The 20,334-nt window shown below is 46.6% G+C and carries 17 protein-coding genes and 1 tRNA gene; 11 read left to right on the top strand and 7 right to left on the bottom strand.

Features of this window, described 5'->3' with window-relative positions:
• Positions 1-388: 388 nt before the first annotated feature.
• From ACNI29_RS05790 to modA (ACNI29_RS05765), 6 genes are read right to left on the bottom strand one after another with little or no spacing between them, the layout of a single operon-like run.
• Positions 389-1,120 carry a Rossmann-like domain-containing protein gene (locus ACNI29_RS05790; protein ID WP_419781251.1) on the bottom strand — a complete coding sequence of 244 codons (732 nt, stop codon included), beginning with the start codon at positions 1,118-1,120 and terminating at the stop codon, positions 389-391.
• A gap of 11 nt (positions 1,121-1,131) precedes the next feature.
• Positions 1,132-1,806 carry a molybdate ABC transporter permease subunit gene (locus ACNI29_RS05785; RefSeq protein ID WP_419781250.1) on the bottom strand — a complete coding sequence of 225 codons (675 nt, stop codon included), beginning with the start codon at positions 1,804-1,806 and terminating at the stop codon, positions 1,132-1,134.
• Between the two features lie 4 nt (positions 1,807-1,810).
• Positions 1,811-2,536 carry a molybdate ABC transporter substrate-binding protein gene (gene modA / locus ACNI29_RS05780; protein WP_419781249.1) on the bottom strand — a complete coding sequence of 242 codons (726 nt, stop codon included), beginning with the start codon at positions 2,534-2,536 and terminating at the stop codon, positions 1,811-1,813.
• Positions 2,537-2,558: 22 nt separating this feature from the next.
• Positions 2,559-3,281, bottom strand: a complete 723-nt coding sequence (locus ACNI29_RS05775; protein WP_419781248.1) for an ATP-binding cassette domain-containing protein — start codon at positions 3,279-3,281, stop codon at positions 2,559-2,561.
• Complete coding sequence (gene modB / locus ACNI29_RS05770) at positions 3,278-3,943, bottom strand: molybdate ABC transporter permease subunit (RefSeq protein WP_419781247.1); 666 nt, start codon at positions 3,941-3,943, stop codon at positions 3,278-3,280. Before modB ends, ACNI29_RS05775 begins: the two co-directional genes overlap by 4 nt.
• Positions 3,943-4,677 (bottom strand): molybdate ABC transporter substrate-binding protein, encoded by a 735-nt coding sequence (modA, locus tag ACNI29_RS05765; protein ID WP_419781246.1) that lies wholly within the window; start codon positions 4,675-4,677, stop codon positions 3,943-3,945. Before modA (ACNI29_RS05765) ends, modB begins: the two co-directional genes overlap by 1 nt.
• A 136-nt stretch (positions 4,678-4,813) precedes the next feature.
• On the opposite strand from modA (ACNI29_RS05765), the gene ACNI29_RS05760 reads away from it, so the two are divergent.
• The 9 genes from ACNI29_RS05760 to ACNI29_RS05720 all read left to right on the top strand — a co-directional run bounded on the left by ACNI29_RS05760 (position 4,814) and on the right by ACNI29_RS05720 (position 15,892).
• Entirely contained in the window at positions 4,814-5,893 is a 1,080-nt protein-coding gene (locus ACNI29_RS05760; RefSeq protein ID WP_419781245.1) for a TOBE domain-containing protein, read from the top strand.
• Between the two features lie 186 nt (positions 5,894-6,079).
• A complete protein-coding gene (locus tag ACNI29_RS05755; protein WP_419781244.1) occupies positions 6,080-7,135 on the top strand; it encodes an ABC transporter substrate-binding protein in 1,056 nt (351 codons plus the stop codon).
• A gap of 92 nt (positions 7,136-7,227) precedes the next feature.
• Positions 7,228-7,743: a thiol peroxidase gene (tpx, locus tag ACNI29_RS05750; RefSeq protein WP_419781243.1), complete on the top strand. Its 516-nt coding sequence runs from the start codon at positions 7,228-7,230 to the stop codon at positions 7,741-7,743.
• Between the two features lie 106 nt (positions 7,744-7,849).
• Positions 7,850-7,925 (top strand) — tRNA-Thr (locus ACNI29_RS05745).
• Between the two features lie 230 nt (positions 7,926-8,155).
• Positions 8,156-9,334 carry a hypothetical protein gene (locus ACNI29_RS05740; protein WP_419781242.1) on the top strand — a complete coding sequence of 393 codons (1,179 nt, stop codon included), beginning with the start codon at positions 8,156-8,158 and terminating at the stop codon, positions 9,332-9,334.
• Positions 9,335-9,986: 652 nt separating this feature from the next.
• Complete coding sequence (locus tag ACNI29_RS05735) at positions 9,987-10,199, top strand: hypothetical protein (protein ID WP_419781241.1); 213 nt, start codon at positions 9,987-9,989, stop codon at positions 10,197-10,199.
• 5 nt (positions 10,200-10,204) lie between these two features.
• Complete coding sequence (locus ACNI29_RS05730) at positions 10,205-12,022, top strand: DUF3987 domain-containing protein (protein ID WP_419781240.1); 1,818 nt, start codon at positions 10,205-10,207, stop codon at positions 12,020-12,022.
• A 129-nt stretch (positions 12,023-12,151) separates the two neighbouring features.
• A complete protein-coding gene (locus ACNI29_RS05725) occupies positions 12,152-14,698 on the top strand; it encodes an AICE element replication initiation protein (RefSeq protein WP_419781239.1) in 2,547 nt (848 codons plus the stop codon).
• 327 nt (positions 14,699-15,025) lie between these two features.
• Entirely contained in the window at positions 15,026-15,892 is an 867-nt protein-coding gene (locus ACNI29_RS05720) for a ParB/RepB/Spo0J family partition protein (protein ID WP_419781238.1), read from the top strand.
• 137 nt (positions 15,893-16,029) lie between these two features.
• On the opposite strand, the gene ACNI29_RS05715 is transcribed toward ACNI29_RS05720, so the two are convergent.
• A complete protein-coding gene (locus ACNI29_RS05715) occupies positions 16,030-16,341 on the bottom strand; it encodes a helix-turn-helix domain-containing protein (protein WP_419781237.1) in 312 nt (103 codons plus the stop codon).
• Between the two features lie 262 nt (positions 16,342-16,603).
• On the opposite strand from ACNI29_RS05715, the gene ACNI29_RS05710 reads away from it, so the two are divergent.
• Positions 16,604-19,000, top strand: a complete 2,397-nt coding sequence (locus tag ACNI29_RS05710; RefSeq protein WP_419781236.1) for a type I restriction-modification system subunit M — start codon at positions 16,604-16,606, stop codon at positions 18,998-19,000.
• Complete coding sequence (locus tag ACNI29_RS05705) at positions 18,991-20,286, top strand: restriction endonuclease subunit S (RefSeq protein WP_419781235.1); 1,296 nt, start codon at positions 18,991-18,993, stop codon at positions 20,284-20,286. Before ACNI29_RS05710 ends, ACNI29_RS05705 begins: the two co-directional genes overlap by 10 nt.
• The last annotated feature ends 48 nt before the right edge of the window (positions 20,287-20,334 follow it).

The following is a 20,334-nucleotide window of genomic DNA, read 5'->3' as shown; positions in this document are numbered from 1 at the left end:
CTTGGTTGGCAAGGGCTATCCGCATGCACCTCAATTGGCTAAAACTTACAGCAAAATTAGGTCCAAAATGATATAATTAATGAATACGGTAGGTTGGTCAAATAGTGATTTTCAAGAATGGATCAATATATTTAAAATTATTTTTACAGACTTTTATTTCTCTGTTATAATTTTGAGTTTAATGTGTGAAAAGTCGCATAAAAAGTACGTTGCGCTCAAGTGTGTCATTTTGGGACAGTTTTCATGATAATATGTGTCAGAAGTTGACTGTGCAAAATGGAAACGGAGCTATTGCAGTATTGGCGGGGGTTTGTGCGCAGTTGCAACGCAGTTGTGCAGAATGGAAACCAGTCGTAAAATCGATAATTCCGGCTGGTTTCCTTTTTATTTAAGAACTCTGGCAGCAGAATCGTTGCCAGCCCATCATTTCGGCTGCTGCAGCAACGGTGGTTCCGAAGAATATGGTCGGCTTGTCTTCGCGCAGAAAGTTGCCAAGTGTGTCGTTAACTATGGTTGACCCGGTGACAACCAGCAGGTTGACATCATCCAGCACGTCCGCAGTACTTTCAGGTCCTTCCACGTTAATTCCGCATTTGACGCTCCCTATATTGTCAGGGTCGAGGTCCACAATGCGCATCTTGAAACGGTTGGAAAGAGCCTTGATCATGGCTGGCTGGTAACCGATAAGTCCAAGTTTGGGATTGCCGTATTTCTCAACAATGTAATCTCCGAGTTGCGGTGCGCACAGGGCCGGACCTTCGTCCTTGCAGTGAATGGTACGGTCAGCCTGCCCCAGGCTGTTTTGAACAGCATTAAGCGCGGAAACAAAGATTGCCCGCCGGAAGTTGTTGCTCAAATCCATTTCAGCAATTTCGCGTAAAGTGTTGCTGAAATTTCCGTAACGGTCAGTGAAAGCCTGCCCTTTTGAGTTCCGGAATTGTGCTTCCATAAGTTTTTCCTTGCCTCTCAGTAGAGGAAAATCATCGCCTTCCGGATTGCCGATGGCTTCTTCCGTGCTCAGGGTGCGGGCTTTTACTTCAATATTTTCATCAAGTATGCCTGCGGATTGCCAGATAGCATAAGCTCGAGACTGAACTTCTTTTAAGATTGATTTGCTCATTACGTGTCCTCTTATTCCGCGTCAGAAAATTTTTTCAGGGCGGTAAACATGGTTATTGAAGCGATTCCGATGATTGAGGAGAGAACTGCCGCCCGCTCAAATTCACCATTAAAAACCGCGTTGTATATTTCAAGGGAAAGTGTATTGGTGCGTCCGATAACATTGCCGCCAAGCATTAGGCTCATGCCGACTTCGCCAAGGGAGCGGGCCATGGCCAGCAGAATCCCGGCAGCAATCGAACGCCGGGCGCATGGCAGCATGACCTGTAAAAATATGGCGCTTTCCGATTTACCCAGTACGGCGGCGACTTCGCGTAGTTTCGCGGCTTCGGCAGATTTCAGGGCTGCCTGTACCGGTTTGACCAGCAGCGGCAGTCCGGCAATGAAGGCCGCAACCACCAGACCGGGAAAGCTGAAGATAATGCTGTCTCCGAAAATGGAAGCGGCCGGTCCGCGTCGACCAAGCATGAAAAGCAGCACGAAGCCTGTTGCTACCGGGGGAAAGACCAGCGGCAGGGTCACGGCACTGTCCACGAAATTATGAAGCAGTCCTTTGGAACGGGAGAGCCAGAATGCCAGCGGAATACCTACGGTCAGCTGCAATACTCCCGCAACGCCGACAACCTTGGCGGAAAGAGCCAATGGATCAAGGGTTGCGCTGTCGGAAAGGATTGCCGCAATAGTCATAACGTTAATCCTGCATGCCGTGGGCGGTAACAATTTTGCGTGCTTCTTTTGAATTGAGAAACTTCATGAACTCGCGGCATTCCTGCGGGTGTGTTGAGCTTTTCATCTGCTCTGCGATGATGGCTATAGGTGTATAGGCTGACTCATCCACAGGAACGAAACCACCGATGGAATCGTTGATTTTGCGGGCATGGGTCAGGTTGATGAATGCATAATCCACTTCGCCCGCGATAACATATGATGCTGACTGCGGTACGGTAGCCACCACAAGCAGTTTCGGTTCCAGTTTAGTGAATAAATCCTTGTTTTTTAGATATTGCAGGGCCGCTTTTCCGTAAATTGCCCGTTTGGTGTCCGGCAGGGATATGCGGGATATGTCTGCAGCGAGCAGGTCCTCGGGGGTACTGAAGTTTTTTCCCTTGGGATAGGCTATAACCAGCCGTCCACGGCCAATCTTCTGTATTGTCGTATATTCCAGCGAAGCTTTGTCCAGAAAGGATTTATCACCAATAACCAGATCAACAGAGCCGCTGTTTCGGGCTTGGGCGGTGACTCGGGCCATGTTGCCGTAGACTAATTCAATCTTGTTTCCGGTTTCCTTGGTGAATGTATCACTCAACTCATCAACGAGGGAACGGTATCCGGCTCCGGAGGCAATGACTATTTTGGCTTGAGCAGCAGCTGGTGCAGCGAGCAGAAAGAGAAGCAGCAGGGTAAATATGTTACGCATGGGTATTCCTTTGTTGTGAAAGTTAAGCCGCAGGAGGCGAAATCAAATTATTCAATAGTGCAGAGTGCATTAGATTGGATGGCTCTGGACAGAACCTTCGCCGCTGTCGCTCCAGCCATTCCGGTGATTCATGACCGTTTTCAAGCACAAAAATGGAATCAGCCAGATAGTAGGCTTCCTCAAGATCGTGGGTCACGTGGATAATGGGGATATTCAGTTCTTTTTTCAGCTCCCGAAGTTCCCGGCGCAATCCTTCGCGGGTTGCTATATCCAGTGCTGAAAACGGTTCATCAAGCAGGAGAAGCACGGGCTCACGGGCCAGTGCCTGACAGAAGGCCGCCCGCTGCCGTTCTCCGCCGGAGATATTGACCGGTTTGCTCTCCGCAATGTGGGAGATGCCGAATTTCTCCAGCAGGCCGGGGACACATTCTTTATCCACGGCGGCAAAGGCCACGTTTTTGCGTACATTGAGGTGCGGAAAAAGGGTGTATTCCTGAAAGACAAGTCCCAATCCTCGTTTCTGGGGCGTGGTGAAGGTTCTGCTTGCAGTATCCACCCATATTTTTCCATCAAGCGAGATGTTACCGGCATCCGGTTTTTCCAGCCCTGCAATGATGCGTACCAATGTGCTTTTCCCGGCCCCAGACGGACCTACCACTGCGGTTAGAGTTCCGGGTCTACAGTCGAAGGCCACATCCAGCGCAAAGTTGGGCAACTCTTTACGTATGTTGATTTTTAAGGTCATGATCTGCTCCGGCTTACTCTGTTCAGACGGTTGATTGCCAAAAGGGCCAGAAAGCTGACCGGGATTATTGCCAGTGACATGTACATGGCGTCGGCATAACGCATGGCTTCCACTGCTTCATAGATGGCGATGGAGGCAACTTTGGTAGATCCGGGAATGGACCCGCCGACCATGAGGATGACCCCGAATTCCCCGAGGCTGTGGGCAAAGACCAGCATGGCCGAGGCCGCCAGTCCGGGTAGGCTGTTGGGCAGGACCACCCGAAAGAAAGTGGCTGTGGACGAGAGCCCCAGAACAGCAGCGTTTTCCAGCAGCCGGAAGTCCAGTTTTTCAAAAGCGGCCCGCATGGGCTGTACCGCAAAGGGAAGATTGTAGACCAGTGAGGCCAGCAATATGCCGGAAAAGCTGAAAACCATGCGTTCCCCGGTCAGGTCCCGCCATAGTCCCCCCAGCGGTCCTTGCGGTCCCATGGCTATTAGCAGCCCGAAACCGAGAACCGTTGGAGGAAGTACCATGGGGAGAGAAACAACAGCGTCAACCATGCTTTTGCCTTTGAAATCAAGGAAGGCAAGAATATATGCTATGGGTGCGGCTACAACCGGGATAAGCAGGGTTGTAGCCACAGACAGTTTTGCCGAGATATATAGCGGGTAGAAATCCATTAATCATACCCGTATTTTTTCTTGATGGAAGCCACTTCAGGGCTGGACATAAACTCGATAAATTTCGCAGCAGCAGCTTTGTGGGTGGAAGATTTGAGGATACAGGCGGACTGGATCACCGGAGGGGCTTCAGTAACTACATGAAATGCGCCCTTTTTACCGGTGGGGGTAAACATGGAAGAGTAGGCGCAGAACCCGCAGTCTGCAGCTCCGGTTGATGCAAACTGGAAAACCTGACTGATGGTCTGGGCATAGACCAGTTCCGGTTTGACTTTTGCCCACAGTTTCTCGTTTTCCAGGGCAACCATGGCCGCAGTTCCGTAAGGAGCAGTTTCAGTATTGGCGATGGCTATTTTGTGCAGTTTTCCACTTTTGACTGCTTCCTGCCAGCTTGTCCCGATTTTGTTTTTATCAAGTGACCAGAAGACCACTTTTCCCTTGGCATATACAAAGGGAGAGTCGGCTAAGCCGTCTTTGAACAGCTTTGCCGGACGGCGTTCATCAGCGGACAGGAAAATGTCGAAGGGCGCGCCGTTGACTATCTGGGCGTATAGTTTTCCGGTGGAGGTATATGTGGCCCGTACATCAAGTCCGCTTGTTTTTTTGAAGGCCGGGATGATTTCTTTCATGGCGGGCATGAAGTTGGCAGCCTGTGCGATCATGAGGTCGGCGGCTTGGGCCGAGACGGGCAGGGACAGCAACAGTATGAGTAAGAGAGAGCTAATACGTTTCATTTCATATTCTCCATTTTCAATTTGTAGTCTACCTGATTTGGCTTTATCAGTATCTTATGTTTATGCAGGGGAAGGATTAATTTTCAAACCGGTCACGCGTTTATTTAAAAACGTGACTGCTCGAAGGGTTATTACTTTGGCTAACAAAACAGGTGGAAATAAGAATTCAAAGGGCGGGGAAACAAAGCTTGCACCTTCAGAAGTATTTGATGTTCCTGACAATATCCTTCATCTGAATAGAAAAGAACTTGCTGCCCTTGAAGACGGATTCCGTTGCTGGAAGGATGGTACTTCCCGTGCGGATTATGCAAGGTCCCGCACAAGAGTCTTCTGTCTGTTCATGATTTTGCGCCATACCGGAGCCAGACTGGGGGAAATATTAAAACTTGATGAGCGGAAAGATATTGATCTGACAAGGGCTGTAATCTTCCTTGGTAGAGATGGTCAGCAGCGTGAAGTCCCTCTGCCGCAAGCCGTTTGCAGGGAGCTGAAAGGGTTGATCGACGGTCCCATGGGTGTTGGGTTGGAAGGTAATGTTTTTCATCTTGATCCCGGCTACATCCGCCGAATTTTTTATGAACGTGCAGGGGCATGCGGACTGGATCGCAAAAAAGGTGCTCCCTCTGTGCTGCGCCGTTCGCGGGCAGTGGAGATGCTGCGCAATGGTGTGCCGCTGGGAGTAGTGCGCAAGGTTCTCGGTCAATCTTCAGCTGATCTCGCGGCGGTCTTTCAGGAATGGTCTTCCGGGGATGTTAAGAATATCGTCCGGCGCATGGCACTTGAAGAAAATGCACTCAAATCAAGTGCCCGGAACACCTTCATAGGCCATGTCAGCTCCATTCTCAGGGATGGGGTGCTGGCTGATGTGGAGTTTGAAACAGTAGAAGGAGTCAGCATCAGTTCAGTAATTACTCTGGAGAGTCTTTACAAACTTGGGCTTGAGCCGGGAATTTCGGTCTCGGCTACAGTGAAGGCTCCACTTGTTGCAGTGCGGCCTTTGAAAGGAATGGGGACAAGCTCACGTAATTGTGTCCCGGCTAAAGTAACCTCCATTAAGCAGACCGAAGTCTTGGCCGAGGTTTCCGGTGAATCAGCCGGAGGCACAAAAATGTGCGCGCTGGTTACTTCATGGTCAATTGAGGAAGAAGGGCTGTTTGAAGGAGCGGATGTTGAATTCTGCTTCAAGGCATTGTCTGTGGTTCTGCATGCAGTCTGATTTTTTGTTGTATTTAGCTGGTTTTATAATAGTATAGAATATTCATCTTGGCATAAATATGATCGGGTGTTTTTCAAATCTGAATCACAGGTGGTGCGCGTGCGTTCTTTTTTGGCTATACTTTTATTTATTACATTTAGTTATGTTTTGTGTCCTTCTGTTGTTTATTGCGCGGACAGTAAGGATTTGTCCGGACCGATGGACGTTGTTTTTATCAATCCCGGCAAGTCCGACCCTGCTGATCCAACCGGTGGATTCTGGCTGGAAGTAAGTTCCTTCATGCAGGCTGCTGCCGATGATCTCGGTGTTGAGCTGGAAATTATTTATTCCGAACGCAACCATCTGATGATGCGCAAAAAAGCTGAGGAAGTGCTTAGCCGTGAAGATCTGCCCGATTATTTGATAGTGGTTAATGAAAAGCTTGCCGCCGGTGGTATTGTTGCCCTTGCTGATGAAAAAGGGGTCAAGGTTTTCAACATAATGATGGACTTTTATGGCAAGCAGGCGGCAAAGCTGGGGAAGCCGAGGGAAAAGTATAAAAACTGGATCGGCGGGTTAGTCCCGGATAACCGCTGGGCCGGAAATAATCTGGCTACCGAGTTGATTAAAAAAGCACGGAAACAGGGTGTTGCTGATAAGGATATAAGGTTACTTCCCATAGCCGGAGATTTCGTCACGCAGGCAACTCTGCTCCGGAATGAAGGTTTGGCCTATGCCCGGGCTGATTTTTATGAGTCGACATTTCTGCCTGAAATTCATTGTTTTTGGCGTAAGGACAAGGCCTATGAACTTGTCAGGAAATTTATCAAGCGTGATCCGGAAGTGAATGTGATATGGGCTGCCAATGATCCTATGGCACTGGGAGCAATAGACGGAATAAAGGAGAATGGCCTTAAGCCGGGCAAGGATGTTCTGGTCGGTGGAATCAACTGGGACAAACCTGCTCTTGAGGCGGTAAGGGACGGGCTGCTGACTCTTTCCATAGGTGGTCATTTCATGACTGGAGGCTGGGGGCTGGTCATGCTTTACGACTACCATCATGGTTTCGACTTTATCGAGAAAAGCGGACCGATGATCCGCAAGAGGATTTTCTGTGTGATTGATAGCGGCAATGTGGATGTTTTTTTGCAGAAATTCGGTGCTCGCGATTGGAGTAAAGTTGATTTCAAACGTTTCTCAAAGGCTTGTAATAAATCTTTGAAAGAATATGATTTTTCAGTTGGTGCTCTGATCAAGAATTAAAAAGCAGTTATAAAAAAACGGAGCTTGGTTGTAGGGAATGAAGGATTATGCTACTCAGGGTAAAACCTAAAATTAATCAATGGAGTTGAACCATGGCAGAAAGAACAGGTATAATCACATTTCAGGGCAATCCCCTGACACTTCTCGGTAATGAAATCAAAGTTGGTGACAAGGCTCCTGAATTTACTGCAACCGACAATGAACTCGGTCCCAAAACCCTGGCTGATTTCGAAGGCAAGGTGTTGATCCTTAGCGCAGTACCTTCTCTCGATACCCCGGTCTGCGACATGGAGACCCGCCGTTTCAATAATGAAGCAGCATCCCTTGGTGAGGACATCAAGATCCTGACCCTGTCCATGGACCTACCTTTCGCGCAGGCCCGCTGGTGTGGTGCTGCCGGTGTTGAAGCCGTACAGACCCTTTCCGACTACATGAGTGCATCCTTTGCAGAAGCCTATGGTGTGCTGATCAAAGAATTGCGTCTTCTGAGCAGGGCTGTTTTTGTGGTCGATAAGTCCGGCACAGTTCAGTACGTACAGTACGTAAATGAAATCACAGAAGAACCGGATTACAATGCAGCCCTTGAAGCGGCAAAAAAGCTGGTTTAAAAATAGTCTGTTAAGGAAAGGACTTTTCGCAGATTGCGGGAAGTCCTTTTTTATTTTGAGCTTGACCGCAAAATATATGCTAAGCTAAAGAAAGCACTTACCAAAAGCCAACGTAGCTCAGTCGGTAGAGCAGCTGATTCGTAACCAGCAGGCCGTCGGTTCAATTCCGATCGTTGGCTCCATGATTTCAATGGGTTACGCTTGTAAGAGCGTAACCCTTTTTTGTTTTTCGTGAATGTGGTGGCGGTTGTGGTGGCGGTACGGCTTCGGTATGGAGAGTGATGGTTAGGAAGGGGCTGGACAGGAAATTAATGGGTAACTTGGAGTAGGAGTAGCTTTTCATGTCTAAGGGGGAGCTGTTATGAAGAGCTTAAGTTTATATTTCTGTAACATTTGACCGTAGGGAGATGGCGTGCCTGATTCTATTTTTCAAGGTAAAAGAAAGGGACAGTTACATCCTCTTGACTCTTCTTTTAAACATACCGCAGTATATTTTTTTTGGAATGAATACGCCAAGAGATGTGCAATGAATTTGGACTGGGAAAGTTATGAAGCTGGTCGTTCTTTTTTTAATGAGTTGATAGCAAGTTTTTCAGATCCAGCATATCATTCCAGTTCTTATTCTGGTTGTTATGGCGATTCTACCTGTAAGGAGTATCTTTATGAACTTTTTCTTAAGGGCGGCTTTGAAAATGGAGAAATAATTTGTGCAAGTAGGGAACGGGAATGCTCCTACAACCCTAAGCATCTAGATAAAGAATGTTTAAGATGTTTTGTGGAGACAACAAAGAGCTTGCAAGAAAAATATCCTTGTTATTCATATGAATTTTATTCTAATTATGATTCATACAATCTTCTACAGTCATATATTAATCTTGAAGAAGATAAGTCTAAAGTGCCTGACGATGTAAAAACGGACCATAGTCCGATTTTTGGTATTACAGGAAATGATGAATTTTATGATGATTTTTTTGATGTAAGCAATAGTCAGAATGTAACGGCAATATACGAATTCTTGCCATATTTTAGAGTGCCATTTTTTGAAGATGTTGTTTTCGACACTGATCTAAATATAAAATCATTTACTATTACAAGGAATGAGTATTTATTATCGCAAGTAAGTGTCAGTGAAAGAGGGCAATGGCCTTTTGGAAAAGATCTTTTACCATCTTCGGCTCAAGAAGCGATAAATGAAGTAGAGGGGGTTTTTAATTTAAGGACATTTCCCTCAGTTTATTCGGCTTTGGATGCGAGCGTTACTGAGAGAATGAGCAACAGAATCCTTGGAAAATTTGAGTTAAGTTCCGTCTTTTGGCGACTTGGAGGGTTGGCTGTTTGGGATTTTGTAATGGAATATGAAAGGTCAAAAGGTGACAATAGGCCACAAGGAAAACTTTGTACTGATTTTGATGAGAAAATTCAGGCTCTTTTTTATGGGCTGTCTCAAGATGGATATAAGAGCTCTAAATTCGATGAAATTAAAAGTTCTAATGACACGGAGGGATTTGCTAAAAATCATTTTTCAAAAACGAAGTCAGCCATAGATAAATGGAAGAAACAATTTTATGGAAAATCTTTTTGTGAATTTTGAATTTTTAATTTTGAGTTAACTTGTTAAAATAGTGTATTTACTACTTTTAAGCTCCCTGCCGGTTCTTCTGGTTAGGGAGCTTTTTGCGTTTGCGCATAGCGCAGTTGCATTTTTTTTTTCAACCGACTTTCAGTAGCACTAAGGCCATGGAGTGACTGTCCCTCTGACCAGTGGGGCTGAGGAACAGGAAACTGTTAGTTTTTAAAAGTTAAATAGGAGTTTTTATGTGACACAAGTTGTCGAAAAAGTCAAAGAATCAGGCATTACGGTCAGTCCTGTGCATGTAGAAGAACACGTAATTGGCAATGAAATCGAAAGCTTGATTGAGCGGCTGAGGTCTGAACTCCCACCGGTTTTTACACGGTCGGAGATAGGGATTTTGACAGGAGGGGTATGCCATCCCGGATCCATTCGAAACATTGAAAGTGCTGAAGGTAAAATTCCTGGTGGGTTTTATATGAGGCGTCGCCGGTGTTTCGAGAGGGATAAATTCTTGGGTTGGCTGGCTACTCAGATATCTATGGTCCACCAACCTGTAAGTGCTAATTGAGAAATACTTGCTGACGTCTTACAGGGCGTCAGCAGGTATATTAAATAATCAAACGCGCAGCTCCGGTCTGATGGACGAGCGAAACCGAAAGGAGGATTTTATATGCCTGATGTACGAGAACTTGAAGTACTCCCGCCCGAAGGGAGAGATATCGTGCAGACCGATACCATGACTATTGCCAAGGCGATTGCCGAAAATGTTGCAAGTACACTGGCTACAGCACCGGGCAACGCCAGTGAAATGGTCAAGGCGATTGATGTTGAATGTGTACCGGTCATTACTTACCAGGTCTCTGTCCGACTTGAATTGAGATAAAAACCATGTCTGAAGACTTATGGAATCAAGCCAGATTGGCTGTATCCGGAACTGAAAGTGTTGAGCAGACTGTCTTGCATATTGGGACAAGTCCTCAAGCAGAAGGTCTGAACCAGGAAATTATGGATGCAAATCAGGTTAATCTGACTAAAGCAGTGATTGGCAGTGCGTCCGCGCAAGCAACAGTGACTATGCCTGTTCCGGGAAACCCAATTTCCCAGCAGGGCATCGTGGCAAATAACAATATCGGCGGGATGTGTGTTCAGGAACAGCAGATAACTCAGTTTTTTGAAGCCCATAAGAATGAACGCACGCTGCGGAACATAGCAAAGGAGAAGAAAAAGTTCCTGCAGGAAGATTCCTTTGAGCTCCATAAACAGGAGGCCAACTGCAGATTGGCAGTAACACCGGTTGTGCCTCTGCCGGAACAGCGCACCGTGAACGTACCGTTTCCGATCAATGTTTTTTCCGGAAAAGCCGGAAAATGGATTTCCAGTTTTAGCAATGCCTACGGAGTTCACCACTGCGTTGGCGGCGGGCTGTTGTTGGGAGTGTTGAGCATTTGCGCCAGTGGCAAGTTCAAGGTGCAGCGTCATGATGACCACACGGAACTCATGTCTCTTTACCAGCTTATTTCCCTGGCTTCCGGTAAGGGCAAGAGTCCCATGCTGGATAAGGCCCTGCAGCCGATCAGCGAACTTCAGAAACGCCTCCAAGATGAATATTTTGCAGGGGAGGGTAAACGTAAGGCCAAACGGCGTATTCTGAACAAACGCATAAAGCAGCTTGAAAATAAGGCTGCTAAAACAGGTGATTTCGAGTCTGTGCTGGAAGAAATCGCCGAGCTCGAAGAAATGATGCCCCGACAAATGGCAGTTCCGCAGTTGATGACTTTCAAGTTCACAGCAGAGGGGCTAGAAAAAGAAGCTGCAAGGCAGGGAGGAAAGTTCGCGATTGTGGGGGCGGAACTGGGATCATTCAAAAAACTGCCCGCAAGCAAGGATGATTTCATCCTGCAGGCATGGGGCGGGGAAGTCTTTAACAGCACCAAGGTAAAAGAACCGATCCGCATTGAAGACCCCAGTCTGACCATCTTAATTGCCACGCAGGAAGCCACCTCGGTCAACCTTTTGGGAGCCGAGGCCCTGCAGGAGGACGGACTTGTGGCTCGCTTCATGCCTTTGGTACCCCCGGATATTCACTCCGTTGTGCCGGGAGGCGTGTCTTCCATCGCCATGAACAGTGAAGACAGCCAGTGGTTAAAGAACACGGTAAATGAAATTTACTCAATATCTTCTGAAATTGACGGTCACCATCATTTTCATGTTCAAGATGGTGCTTTGCGTGGCTGGGATTCTTTCCGCAGCTATGCCCAGCAGCAGGCCGGGAATGAATCAAATCCTGTGGTGCTGCAGTACTGGTACCGCAAGCTGGCTGGAACAGCACTGCGCTTTGCCGGATTCCTGCACCTGCTGCGTTGTGTGGAAAATGATCTGCCGCTAAGGACCGAAATCGACCAGCATTGCATTCATGGTGGCATCGAGCTTGCGCAGTTTTATGAAGCTCACGCCCGCGTGGTGCTCAATATCGAAAGCAACGATGTGCTGCGCATAGCCAACAGGTTCCTCAAGCGTCTCCGGGATAGTCATTCTTCCGAAATCACCATGCGTGAAATCTACCATCCGGAACATGTAACCGCTGATGACGCCAAAAAGGCTTTCCGGTTCCTTGCCGAGCGCGGATACGTGATCCTGCTGCGCAAGGGGAAGTCGGATATCTGCATTGTGAACCACCGGCTCTGGGGGGTGCCAATGATGTACTAATTTGCACTTCCCCCTGTGACAATGGTGACAAATCACTATTGTCACAGGTTTTCGAGGTGGCAGTTATTTATATCTGGCAGGCCGAACGGCAAGGCAATAACTTTTAACTTTAATATATAGGAGTCCCAAATGATTCTTGGTAATAATAACCATTGCGGTCCTGATGATAAAGATTCAGGTGTAATCTTCTACGCCACACTGAAGGACGATAAACCTTTCGGGCAGTGGCAGGTCATTGAGGATACTCAGGAGGGCAGGCAGTCTGCCCTTGATCAGGGAGCGGCCTTTTTTTCCACCGTAAGTTTCGAATACGAGCCCGTGGAAAATAAGCCTGCACCATTACAGCAGGGCAACTTGATTATCGACTTTGATTCTGTGGAAGGATCGCTTCATAGTCATAATGATTGTATCAGACTAGTTTCTGCTCTGCGTGATGACTACGGTGTTGATCCTGAAAACTTGAAGATCTGGGTCACCGGCAGCAAAGGGTTTCATCTCGAAATTCCAGCTGAACTATTCGGAGCTACCCCGGATGTATCTTTGCCCTTGCTGTACAAGCAGTTTATGGAGAGTTTGATCCATGAAATATACGGTAAGTCTCCGTGTACTATAGATCTAAGTATGTATGCTGGGGGCAAAGGTAAGTTGCTCCGGGTTGAGAATATCAAACGTAGCAACGGCAAGTATAAGGTTCCTATCACTTATCAGGAACTTATCGGTCTGTCGTATCCTGATTTATTTAAGCTGGCCGAGGCCCCCCGGTACAAGATTCATCTGCAGGTATGCCCGCAGAAGTCGCAGCAGCTTTCAGAATTATACAGCAATGTCGCTGAAAGTCTGGTCCCGATTGTTCCGCAGCGTGCAGAAGGTATTGCTCTTGAGAGCATAGGCCAGTGTGTGTTCATTGATTACTGTGCGAAAAATGCTGAACACCTGCCTGAACAGTTGTGGCATGCGATGATCAGTGCTTTGAAGCCGTTGCGCAACTATGAACTGATCCACGAGCTGAGCCGGAGATATCCGAATTATTCCCGTGAGGAGACTGACCGAAAGATTGCCGCTGTCAAAGGCGGTATGCGCTGCAGTAAAATCAAAGAGCTTTTCAACTGTGGAAAAGAGTGCAATGTGAGTTGCCCTGCAAATCTGTGGCTTACAGCAGACTTGGCAAAGAATCCCAAGAAGGGGAATAAACTCAGTGAATCAGAAATCCTGACTATGCTACTGCAAAAGTTTGATTTCTTCATCGAAGAAGCTTCCGGTCAGTTATATGTTGATGACAGCAGCTTTGGTGTCAGAAAAACCTATGATGCAAGATCTGAGGATTTTAAAGATTTATACGCTTTGAAATACCATGAAGCTACCGGGAAATTCATCTCAAAGTTTTCACGTAATTCAAGTCTCGGGTTGATCAGGACGAAAGTGAAGAATTCCGGAAAGCCGATGCGTAAGCTACATCAGCGCATAGCCCATCACGAGTCAGCGGTCTACGTCGACCTCGGCAATGATCGCTGGGACGCAATTGAAATCACCAAGGACGGTTGGCGCATTGTAAGTAATCCGCCTGTCCGCTTCAAACGCTCTGCTGGGCAAATGCCGTTGCCCTATCCTGAAGAAGGGGAAGGTTTTACCTTGCTGCGTGACCTGTTCAAATTTAGTGACCCACGAACATCAACTCTGGTTGAGGGATGGTTGCTGGGAACATTTTCAGCTGGCCCGTATCCGATCCTGATTTTGAAGGGAGAGCAGGGCACAGCCAAAAGCACGACTTCAGCCTGCCTGCGTGGGCTCGTGGATAACTCCGCAGCAATAAACCGCAGCGTTCCAGGGAGTGTGAAAGATCTTGTCATCGGGGTAGGAAATTCATTTGTCTATTCCATAGACAATGCTTCGTACCTGAAGCCGGATATGTCCGATTTGCTCTGTCAAATTGCGACTGGTGGTACTTTTACCACAAGGGAGCTCTACTCTGATGACCGGGAGGTTACCTTTAAATTTCTGAATCCGGTTATCCTCAACGGCATTGGCGATTTTGCAGAAAGACACGATTTGATCGACAGGGCCATTGTCGTCGAACTGCCGGTAATTCCGAATGAAAAACGTATCTCCGTTTCTGAGTTTCAGCAGAAGTTCAATCTGATTGCACCTGTTGTTCTGGGATCTCTTTGTACGGCTGTTTCGAGCTGCTTGCGCAACATAGATCAAGTCCAACTGGACGGGCTCCCTAGAATGGCAGATTTCATCAAATGGTGCGTGGCCGGTGAAGATGCCATGCCCTGGAAGACCGGTGAATTCGAGAAGGTCTACATGGAGAACATCAGCAACGCAGTCGAAAGAGTGCTGGAAGCTGACGTCATTGGGAATGCTATTGCCCAGTTTATGCAGAATCGAGAGGACTGGCATGGAACAACCGCAGCGCTGTATAATGCTTTATCTGATCGGATGGAATATTCAACCAGATGTTCACGGAATTGGCCTGCCAACAGCATTACGCTGGGGAAACGTCTGGACAGGTCTCAGGCTTTTCTTCGTAAGTCTGGTATCAATATTGAGCGCACGCGCAAGGGCTGTACGTACCTCACCATTACCAATGATCATTTTACTGGTGAAACGGTGATTGGCAATAAGGAAATAACCATTGATCAGATGTTTGGATTAGCAGATGGGCTGGCAGGTTAAGATTGACCTGCCAGCCCTTATGATCTGAAGTACTCAGGGGCTGATGCAGGTTTGGCAGGAGTGGCAAGTGTGTGTGATAATTTCTTCTTATCTACTCTTATCTATTCTATTTTTCTTTTTGCTTAAAGAAGAAAAGAACCTGCTACACCTGCCACACTTGCCATTTATGTGCTCGTCCCCTGAGAGAGATAGGGCGTGACTTGAGAGTGTATGGCAAGTGTGTTTTTTGACTTGCTATGACCTGATTTTATATTTTGGGGTTCAACTTCGGTTGACCGAGGTTTGTTTATTAAGGTGCTGTAATTAAACATAATGTTTGAGGCTTCTATGGATGGTAAATTTTTGTCGATACCTAATCAAATGAATCAGATATATATGATCGAAGTGGCTGACCTTAAGCCTGATGCCGCTCAACCGCGAAAGAGCTTTAATGACGAAGCCCTTGAAGAATTGAAACAGTCTATTATTAAGAATGGTCTTCTTCAGCCTATTCTCTTTCGAGGTGGAGACGATGGTGAACCCATCGTAATTGTTGCGGGAGAGCGACGTCTTAGAGCTATTCGGGGTATTCTTGAAGATGCACGGCGACACCCTGAGTCTGCTGAATCTGAAAAGCTTATCAAACGATTTGAAAAGATTCCTGCCATGTATGTGGAAGGTGATCCTCAAGAAATTGCACTTGTTGAAAACATCCAGCGCGAAGATCTCAATCCGGTGGAATTGGCTCAAGGGCTGAGTAAGTTGAAAAAAGACAGAGGGTATACCAACAAGGATATTGGAAAGATAATCGGGAAAGGCGAATCTTCTGTTAGCGAGATTGTTTCAATTATTAAGCTTCCTGACGAGGTTCTCGATGAAGCAAAGGATATGCGGAATGTTCCGCAGTGGGTGCTTGTTGAGTGTGCTAAAGCCAAAGGTACTAAGGCGAAGATTAATAAATGGAAGAAGCTTAAAAAACAGGGCCTGACCCAAGGCGAATATCGGAAGAAGCAGGCAAAGGGCAATAAAGCTGCTGCGGGATTCAATTTTAAAAATAATCTAAGGGCTATCAAGTCTGCTTCAACTCAAGTGAGTAAACTGAGCGAGATTGACACCAGGGTTGTCTCTGCCGATGAATCCATAACGCTAAGGGAAGAACTAGAAAAACTGCAGTCAGAAGTAAGCCAAGCTTTGGATATGCTGTGTAAAAGTTAGTTATTTCTTAGCGTAAGCTAGACAGTCACAATTAATAAACCGAGGTTTCTGCATGTAGCCAGAGTCCTCGGTTTTTTTATTGCTGATTGTTTTGGGCTGTTAAGTATGAGTTTCAAGCTTGTATATTTCATCCGTGTTTACCCTCGGCCTCGTTGTCGTTTTTTGGGGATGCTTTTATCCAGAACCTGAGCCATTGAGGTAAACTCCTGCTCTTTGAGTTCTGTCGCTTTTATCAATTCATCAAGAACGTCCAGACAAAAGCAAATCCGCACAAAAGCATCCAAAGAGATTTTTCCTTTCTGCTCGAACTTTCTGAGAGTTGAAATAGGAACGCCGGACCTTTCCGCCAATGTCTTTTGAGTCCAGTTGCGGCTTAGTCTTTGTTCGCGGATGTTTTTCCCCAGCACTTGCATGGCTTCGGAAGGTATGACTTTGTCAATAAGTATCATAATAAGGTTATTTAATCATATGAATTATGGTTAGTAAACACAATAGTAGTATTTATTTTTTATAAATGTCTTTGTTGTCTCCCAGCTGATGTCGAGACCGACCTGCTTCTAACTAAAAAGAGGACACTTATGGTGTGCTGAAGTGTTTTGACGTTTGGCAGTATATAATTGTAAACAAAACCTTGCTGATACGCTAGAAACGACGTGCCTTACATGGGTGGTTGTTCAAATTTAAAAAGAATATACAAGGTGTTATAGATATATGGCTCTCAAGAAATCAGAACTTTACTCTTCCCTCTGGCAATCCTGCGATGAACTTCGTGGTGGAATGGATGCCAGCCAGTACAAGGATTATGTCTTGGTACTCCTGTTTATCAAATACGTAAGTGACAAGTACGCTGGTGCGCCCTTCGCGCCCATCACTATTCCGAACGGTGCCAGCTTTAAAGATATGGTTGCCCTTAAGGGTAAGACCGACATCGGGGACCAGATCAATAAAAAGATCCTCGCCCCGCTGGCTGAAGCCAACAAGCTCTCCAATTTTCCCGACTTTAATGACTCTTCCAAGCTTGGTTCCGGTAAGGAAATGCGGGACAGGCTCACCAACCTGATTGCTATCTTTGAAAAGCCTGAGCTAGACTTTTCCAAGAACCGTGCTGAAGGTGATGACATACTTGGTGATGCTTATGAATACCTCATGCGTCACTTCGCCACCCAGAGTGGTAAGAGCAAGGGGCAGTTTTACACTCCCGCAGAGGTCAGCCGTTTGATTGCCCAGATTCTGGGAATCCATGATGCAGAAACCAGTTCTGCCACAACAGTCTATGACCCTACCTGCGGTTCCGGTTCTTTGTTGTTAAAAGTTGCCGATGAAGCGACTACTGATGTGACGCTTTACGGACAGGAGAAGGATTCTGCCACAAGCAGTCTGGCTTACATGAACATGATTCTGCACAATAATCCGACTGCGGAAATCGTGCAGGGCAACACCTTATCCGATCCCAAATTCTTCGATGGCGAGATTCTTAAGACCTTCGATTACGTAGTCGCCAACCCTCCCTTTTCCGATAAACGCTGGAGCAACGGCGTAAATACCGAAGACGATCCTTACAAGCGTTTTACATGCGGAACTCCTCCGGACAAGCAGGGTGATTATGCTTATCTGCTGCATATCATTCGGTCCTTGAAATCCACCGGGCAGGGGGCCTGTATTCTTCCGCACGGCGTCCTCTTTCGTGGTAATGCCGAAGCCGACATTCGTACCAGCCTGATCAGACGCGGTTACATCAAGGGAATCATAGGTCTGCCTGCCAACCTGTTTTACGGGACAGGTATCCCTGCTTGTATTATCGTGCTTGATAAAAGCAGAGCCGGTGGCCGCAGGGGGATTTTCATGGTCGATGCCAGTGCTGGGTTTATGAAGGATGGCCCCAAGAATCGGCTGCGGTCCATGGATGTTCATCGGGTTGTGGATGTGTTCAACAAACGGATCGAAGTGGATAAGTTCTCACGCATGGTTAGTGTGGAGGAGATTGAGAAAAACGATTTCAACCTCAACCTGCCCCGTTACATTGATAGTCAGGAACCTGAAGATTTACAGGACATCGAAGGTCACTTGCGCGGTGGAATTCCGGTGGCTGATGTGGATGCCCTTGCCAGATACTGGGAAGTGTGTCCGAGTCTTAAGGATGATTTGTTCAATGAAAGCCGTCCCGGATATCTGGATCTCGCGGTAGATAAGGCTGACATCAAGAATTCCATTTATGAACATGGTGAATTCCGCAGTTTTATCGACGATATGACCAACCATTTTTACCAGTGGAAGGAACGTACTGAATCCACACTGAAAGATCTGGAGCCGGGACTGAATCCCAAGCTTCTTGTTTCCGATCTTTCCGAAGGTATTCTTGAGCATTACAAAGGTAAGCCGCTGGTCAACCATTACGACGTATATCAGCACTTCATGGATTACTGGGCTGAGACCATGCAGGACGACTGCTACCTTATTTCTGCTGATGGCTGGAAAGCTAAAACTGAGCGTATTATCGAGATCAACAAAAAAGGCAAGGCCGTAGATAAGGGCTGGTATTGCGATCTGGTACCCAAAGAATACATAGTTCTTCGTTACTTCGCTGAAGAGCATGAAGAAGTGGAACGCATTGCCGCCAGATTGGAAGCCGCTAAGTCCGGGAAGACCGAGCTTGAAGAAGAGCATGGCGGTGAGGACGGACCTTTTGCCGATCTGGAAAAGATCAACAATGGTAACGTGACCAAGCTGGTCAAGGATATGAAGGCCGGAGCCGGATCAGCAGAAGATATCAAGGTGCTCAAAGGCTGGCTGGAATTCAGCAAGCAGGAAACCGCCCTCAAGAAGCAGCTCAAGGAAGCTGAAGCCGAGCTTGATATTCTTGCCTACGAAAAGTATCCGCAGCTTTCCGAAGATGAAACGAAGGTACTGGTAGTAGAAGACAAATGGCTTGATGCCCTGAATGCAGCCATCCACGGAGAAATGGACCGGGTCAGTCAGCAGCTTACCCGCCGGGTAAAGGAACTGGCGGAGAGGTATGAAAGTCCGTTGCCGAAGTTGGCGGACAAGGTTGCTGAGTATGAGGCCAAGGTGAATAAGCATCTGGAAAGGATGGGATTCACATGGGAGTAAGGGCTGGGTACAAGCAGACTGAGGTTGGGGTTATTCCTGAGGATTGGGATAAAATTACACTAGAAAATATTTCTTCCTTTATAACTAAAGGAACTACGCCAACTACATATGGATTTAAATGGGAGTCACATGGGGTTTTGTTTTTAAGGAGTGAATGTGTTTCTGAGAATGGTTTAGACTTAAATCAATCTATGTATATTTCAAAAGAAGCGCATCGAGTTCTTAAACGTAGCCAAGTCAAGGATGGCGACATTTTAATTACCATTACAGGAAATGTTGGTCGTGTTCTTTTAATCAAAGATGTTGGGACTGCAAACCTCAATCAGCATATTGCACGAGTCCGTATCGTTAGTTCTGAAATTGATGCTAGATATATTTATCACTATTTGTCTCAACATTCAGTCAGAGACTACTATGAATCAATTACCACGGGCCAAGCTTATCCTCAAATAAGCTTGGCTCAAGTAAGAAATACACTTGTTCCGCTACCTCCCAAAGCCGAACAAGAAGCCATAGCCGAAGCCCTTTCCGATGCGGACGGACTCATCGAATCTCTGGTGCAGCTCATTGCCAAGAAGCGGCAGCTTAAGCAGGGAACCATGCAGGAGCTTTTGACCGGGAAACGGCGGTTGCCGGGGTTTGAAGTTAAAGCTGGGTATAAGCAGACTGAGGTTGGGGTTATTCCTGAGGATTGGGAGGTTGGAACGCTATCAAAGTTTGCTGACTTTCTTTCAAGTAAAAGGATTTTTGAACATGACTATGTTTCGACAGGTATTCCATTTTTACGAGGAAAAGAGGTCACTCAACTAATCGAAAATAAAAGCTTAAGCGAAAGTTTGTACATATCGGAGGCTAAATACAACAAAATTAAAACGAAATATGGAGTACCCCAAAAAGGGGATATTCTTATTACTGCGGTTGGAACTTTGGGTAATGTGTACACTGTCCCCAACAACAACCCATTTTATTTTAAAGACGGAAACCTTATTTGGCTAAAGAGTATTTCTGGGATCGACATTAATTACTTTGCAATACAGATACGGAATAACAGACAAACTATCATCGACAATGCAATAGGTTCTAGCCAAAAAGCACTAACCATAATTGTTTTAAAGGCGACTGTTATTTCTTTCCCTCCCACCAAGGCCGAACAAAAAGCTATAGCCTCCATCTTCTCCGACATGGACGCAGAAATAGAGCAACTGGAACAAAAGCTTACCAAGGCCCGCAAGATGAAACAGGGCATGATGCAGGAACTGCTTACCGGGCGGATACGGCTGGTGTGATGAGTGGGGCTGGCAAGTTAAGTATAAATTAGATACGGTGCAGTGATA

It is taken from the genome of Maridesulfovibrio spiralis (SeqCode), from assembly GCF_048571135.1.
Lineage (GTDB): Bacteria > Desulfobacterota > Desulfovibrionia > Desulfovibrionales > Desulfovibrionaceae > Maridesulfovibrio > Maridesulfovibrio spiralis.
The sequence above is the reverse complement of the archived record's forward strand: the minus strand, read 5'-3'. Positions and strand labels throughout refer to the sequence as shown.

What these genes read in the sequence shown, in the direction of transcription:
- ACNI29_RS05790 (WP_419781251.1), bottom strand. Translation starts at nt 1,120, where the DNA reads ATGAGCAAATCAATCTTAAAAGAAGTTCAGTCTCGAGCTTATGCTATC.
- ACNI29_RS05785 (WP_419781250.1), bottom strand. Translation starts at nt 1,806, where the DNA reads ATGACTATTGCGGCAATCCTTTCCGACAGCGCAACCCTTGATCCATTG.
- modA (WP_419781249.1), bottom strand. Translation starts at nt 2,536, where the DNA reads ATGCGTAACATATTTACCCTGCTGCTTCTCTTTCTGCTCGCTGCACCA.
- ACNI29_RS05775 (WP_419781248.1), bottom strand. Translation starts at nt 3,281, where the DNA reads ATGACCTTAAAAATCAACATACGTAAAGAGTTGCCCAACTTTGCGCTG.
- modB (WP_419781247.1), bottom strand. Translation starts at nt 3,943, where the DNA reads ATGGATTTCTACCCGCTATATATCTCGGCAAAACTGTCTGTGGCTACA.
- modA (WP_419781246.1), bottom strand. Translation starts at nt 4,677, where the DNA reads ATGAAACGTATTAGCTCTCTCTTACTCATACTGTTGCTGTCCCTGCCC.
- tpx (WP_419781243.1), top strand. Translation starts at nt 7,228, where the DNA reads ATGGCAGAAAGAACAGGTATAATCACATTTCAGGGCAATCCCCTGACA.
- ACNI29_RS05735 (WP_419781241.1), top strand. Translation starts at nt 9,987, where the DNA reads ATGCCTGATGTACGAGAACTTGAAGTACTCCCGCCCGAAGGGAGAGAT.
- ACNI29_RS05730 (WP_419781240.1), top strand. Translation starts at nt 10,205, where the DNA reads ATGTCTGAAGACTTATGGAATCAAGCCAGATTGGCTGTATCCGGAACT.
- ACNI29_RS05725 (WP_419781239.1), top strand. Translation starts at nt 12,152, where the DNA reads ATGATTCTTGGTAATAATAACCATTGCGGTCCTGATGATAAAGATTCA.
- ACNI29_RS05720 (WP_419781238.1), top strand. Translation starts at nt 15,026, where the DNA reads ATGGATGGTAAATTTTTGTCGATACCTAATCAAATGAATCAGATATAT.
- ACNI29_RS05715 (WP_419781237.1), bottom strand. Translation starts at nt 16,341, where the DNA reads ATGATACTTATTGACAAAGTCATACCTTCCGAAGCCATGCAAGTGCTG.
- ACNI29_RS05710 (WP_419781236.1), top strand. Translation starts at nt 16,604, where the DNA reads ATGGCTCTCAAGAAATCAGAACTTTACTCTTCCCTCTGGCAATCCTGC.
- ACNI29_RS05705 (WP_419781235.1), top strand. Translation starts at nt 18,991, where the DNA reads ATGGGAGTAAGGGCTGGGTACAAGCAGACTGAGGTTGGGGTTATTCCT.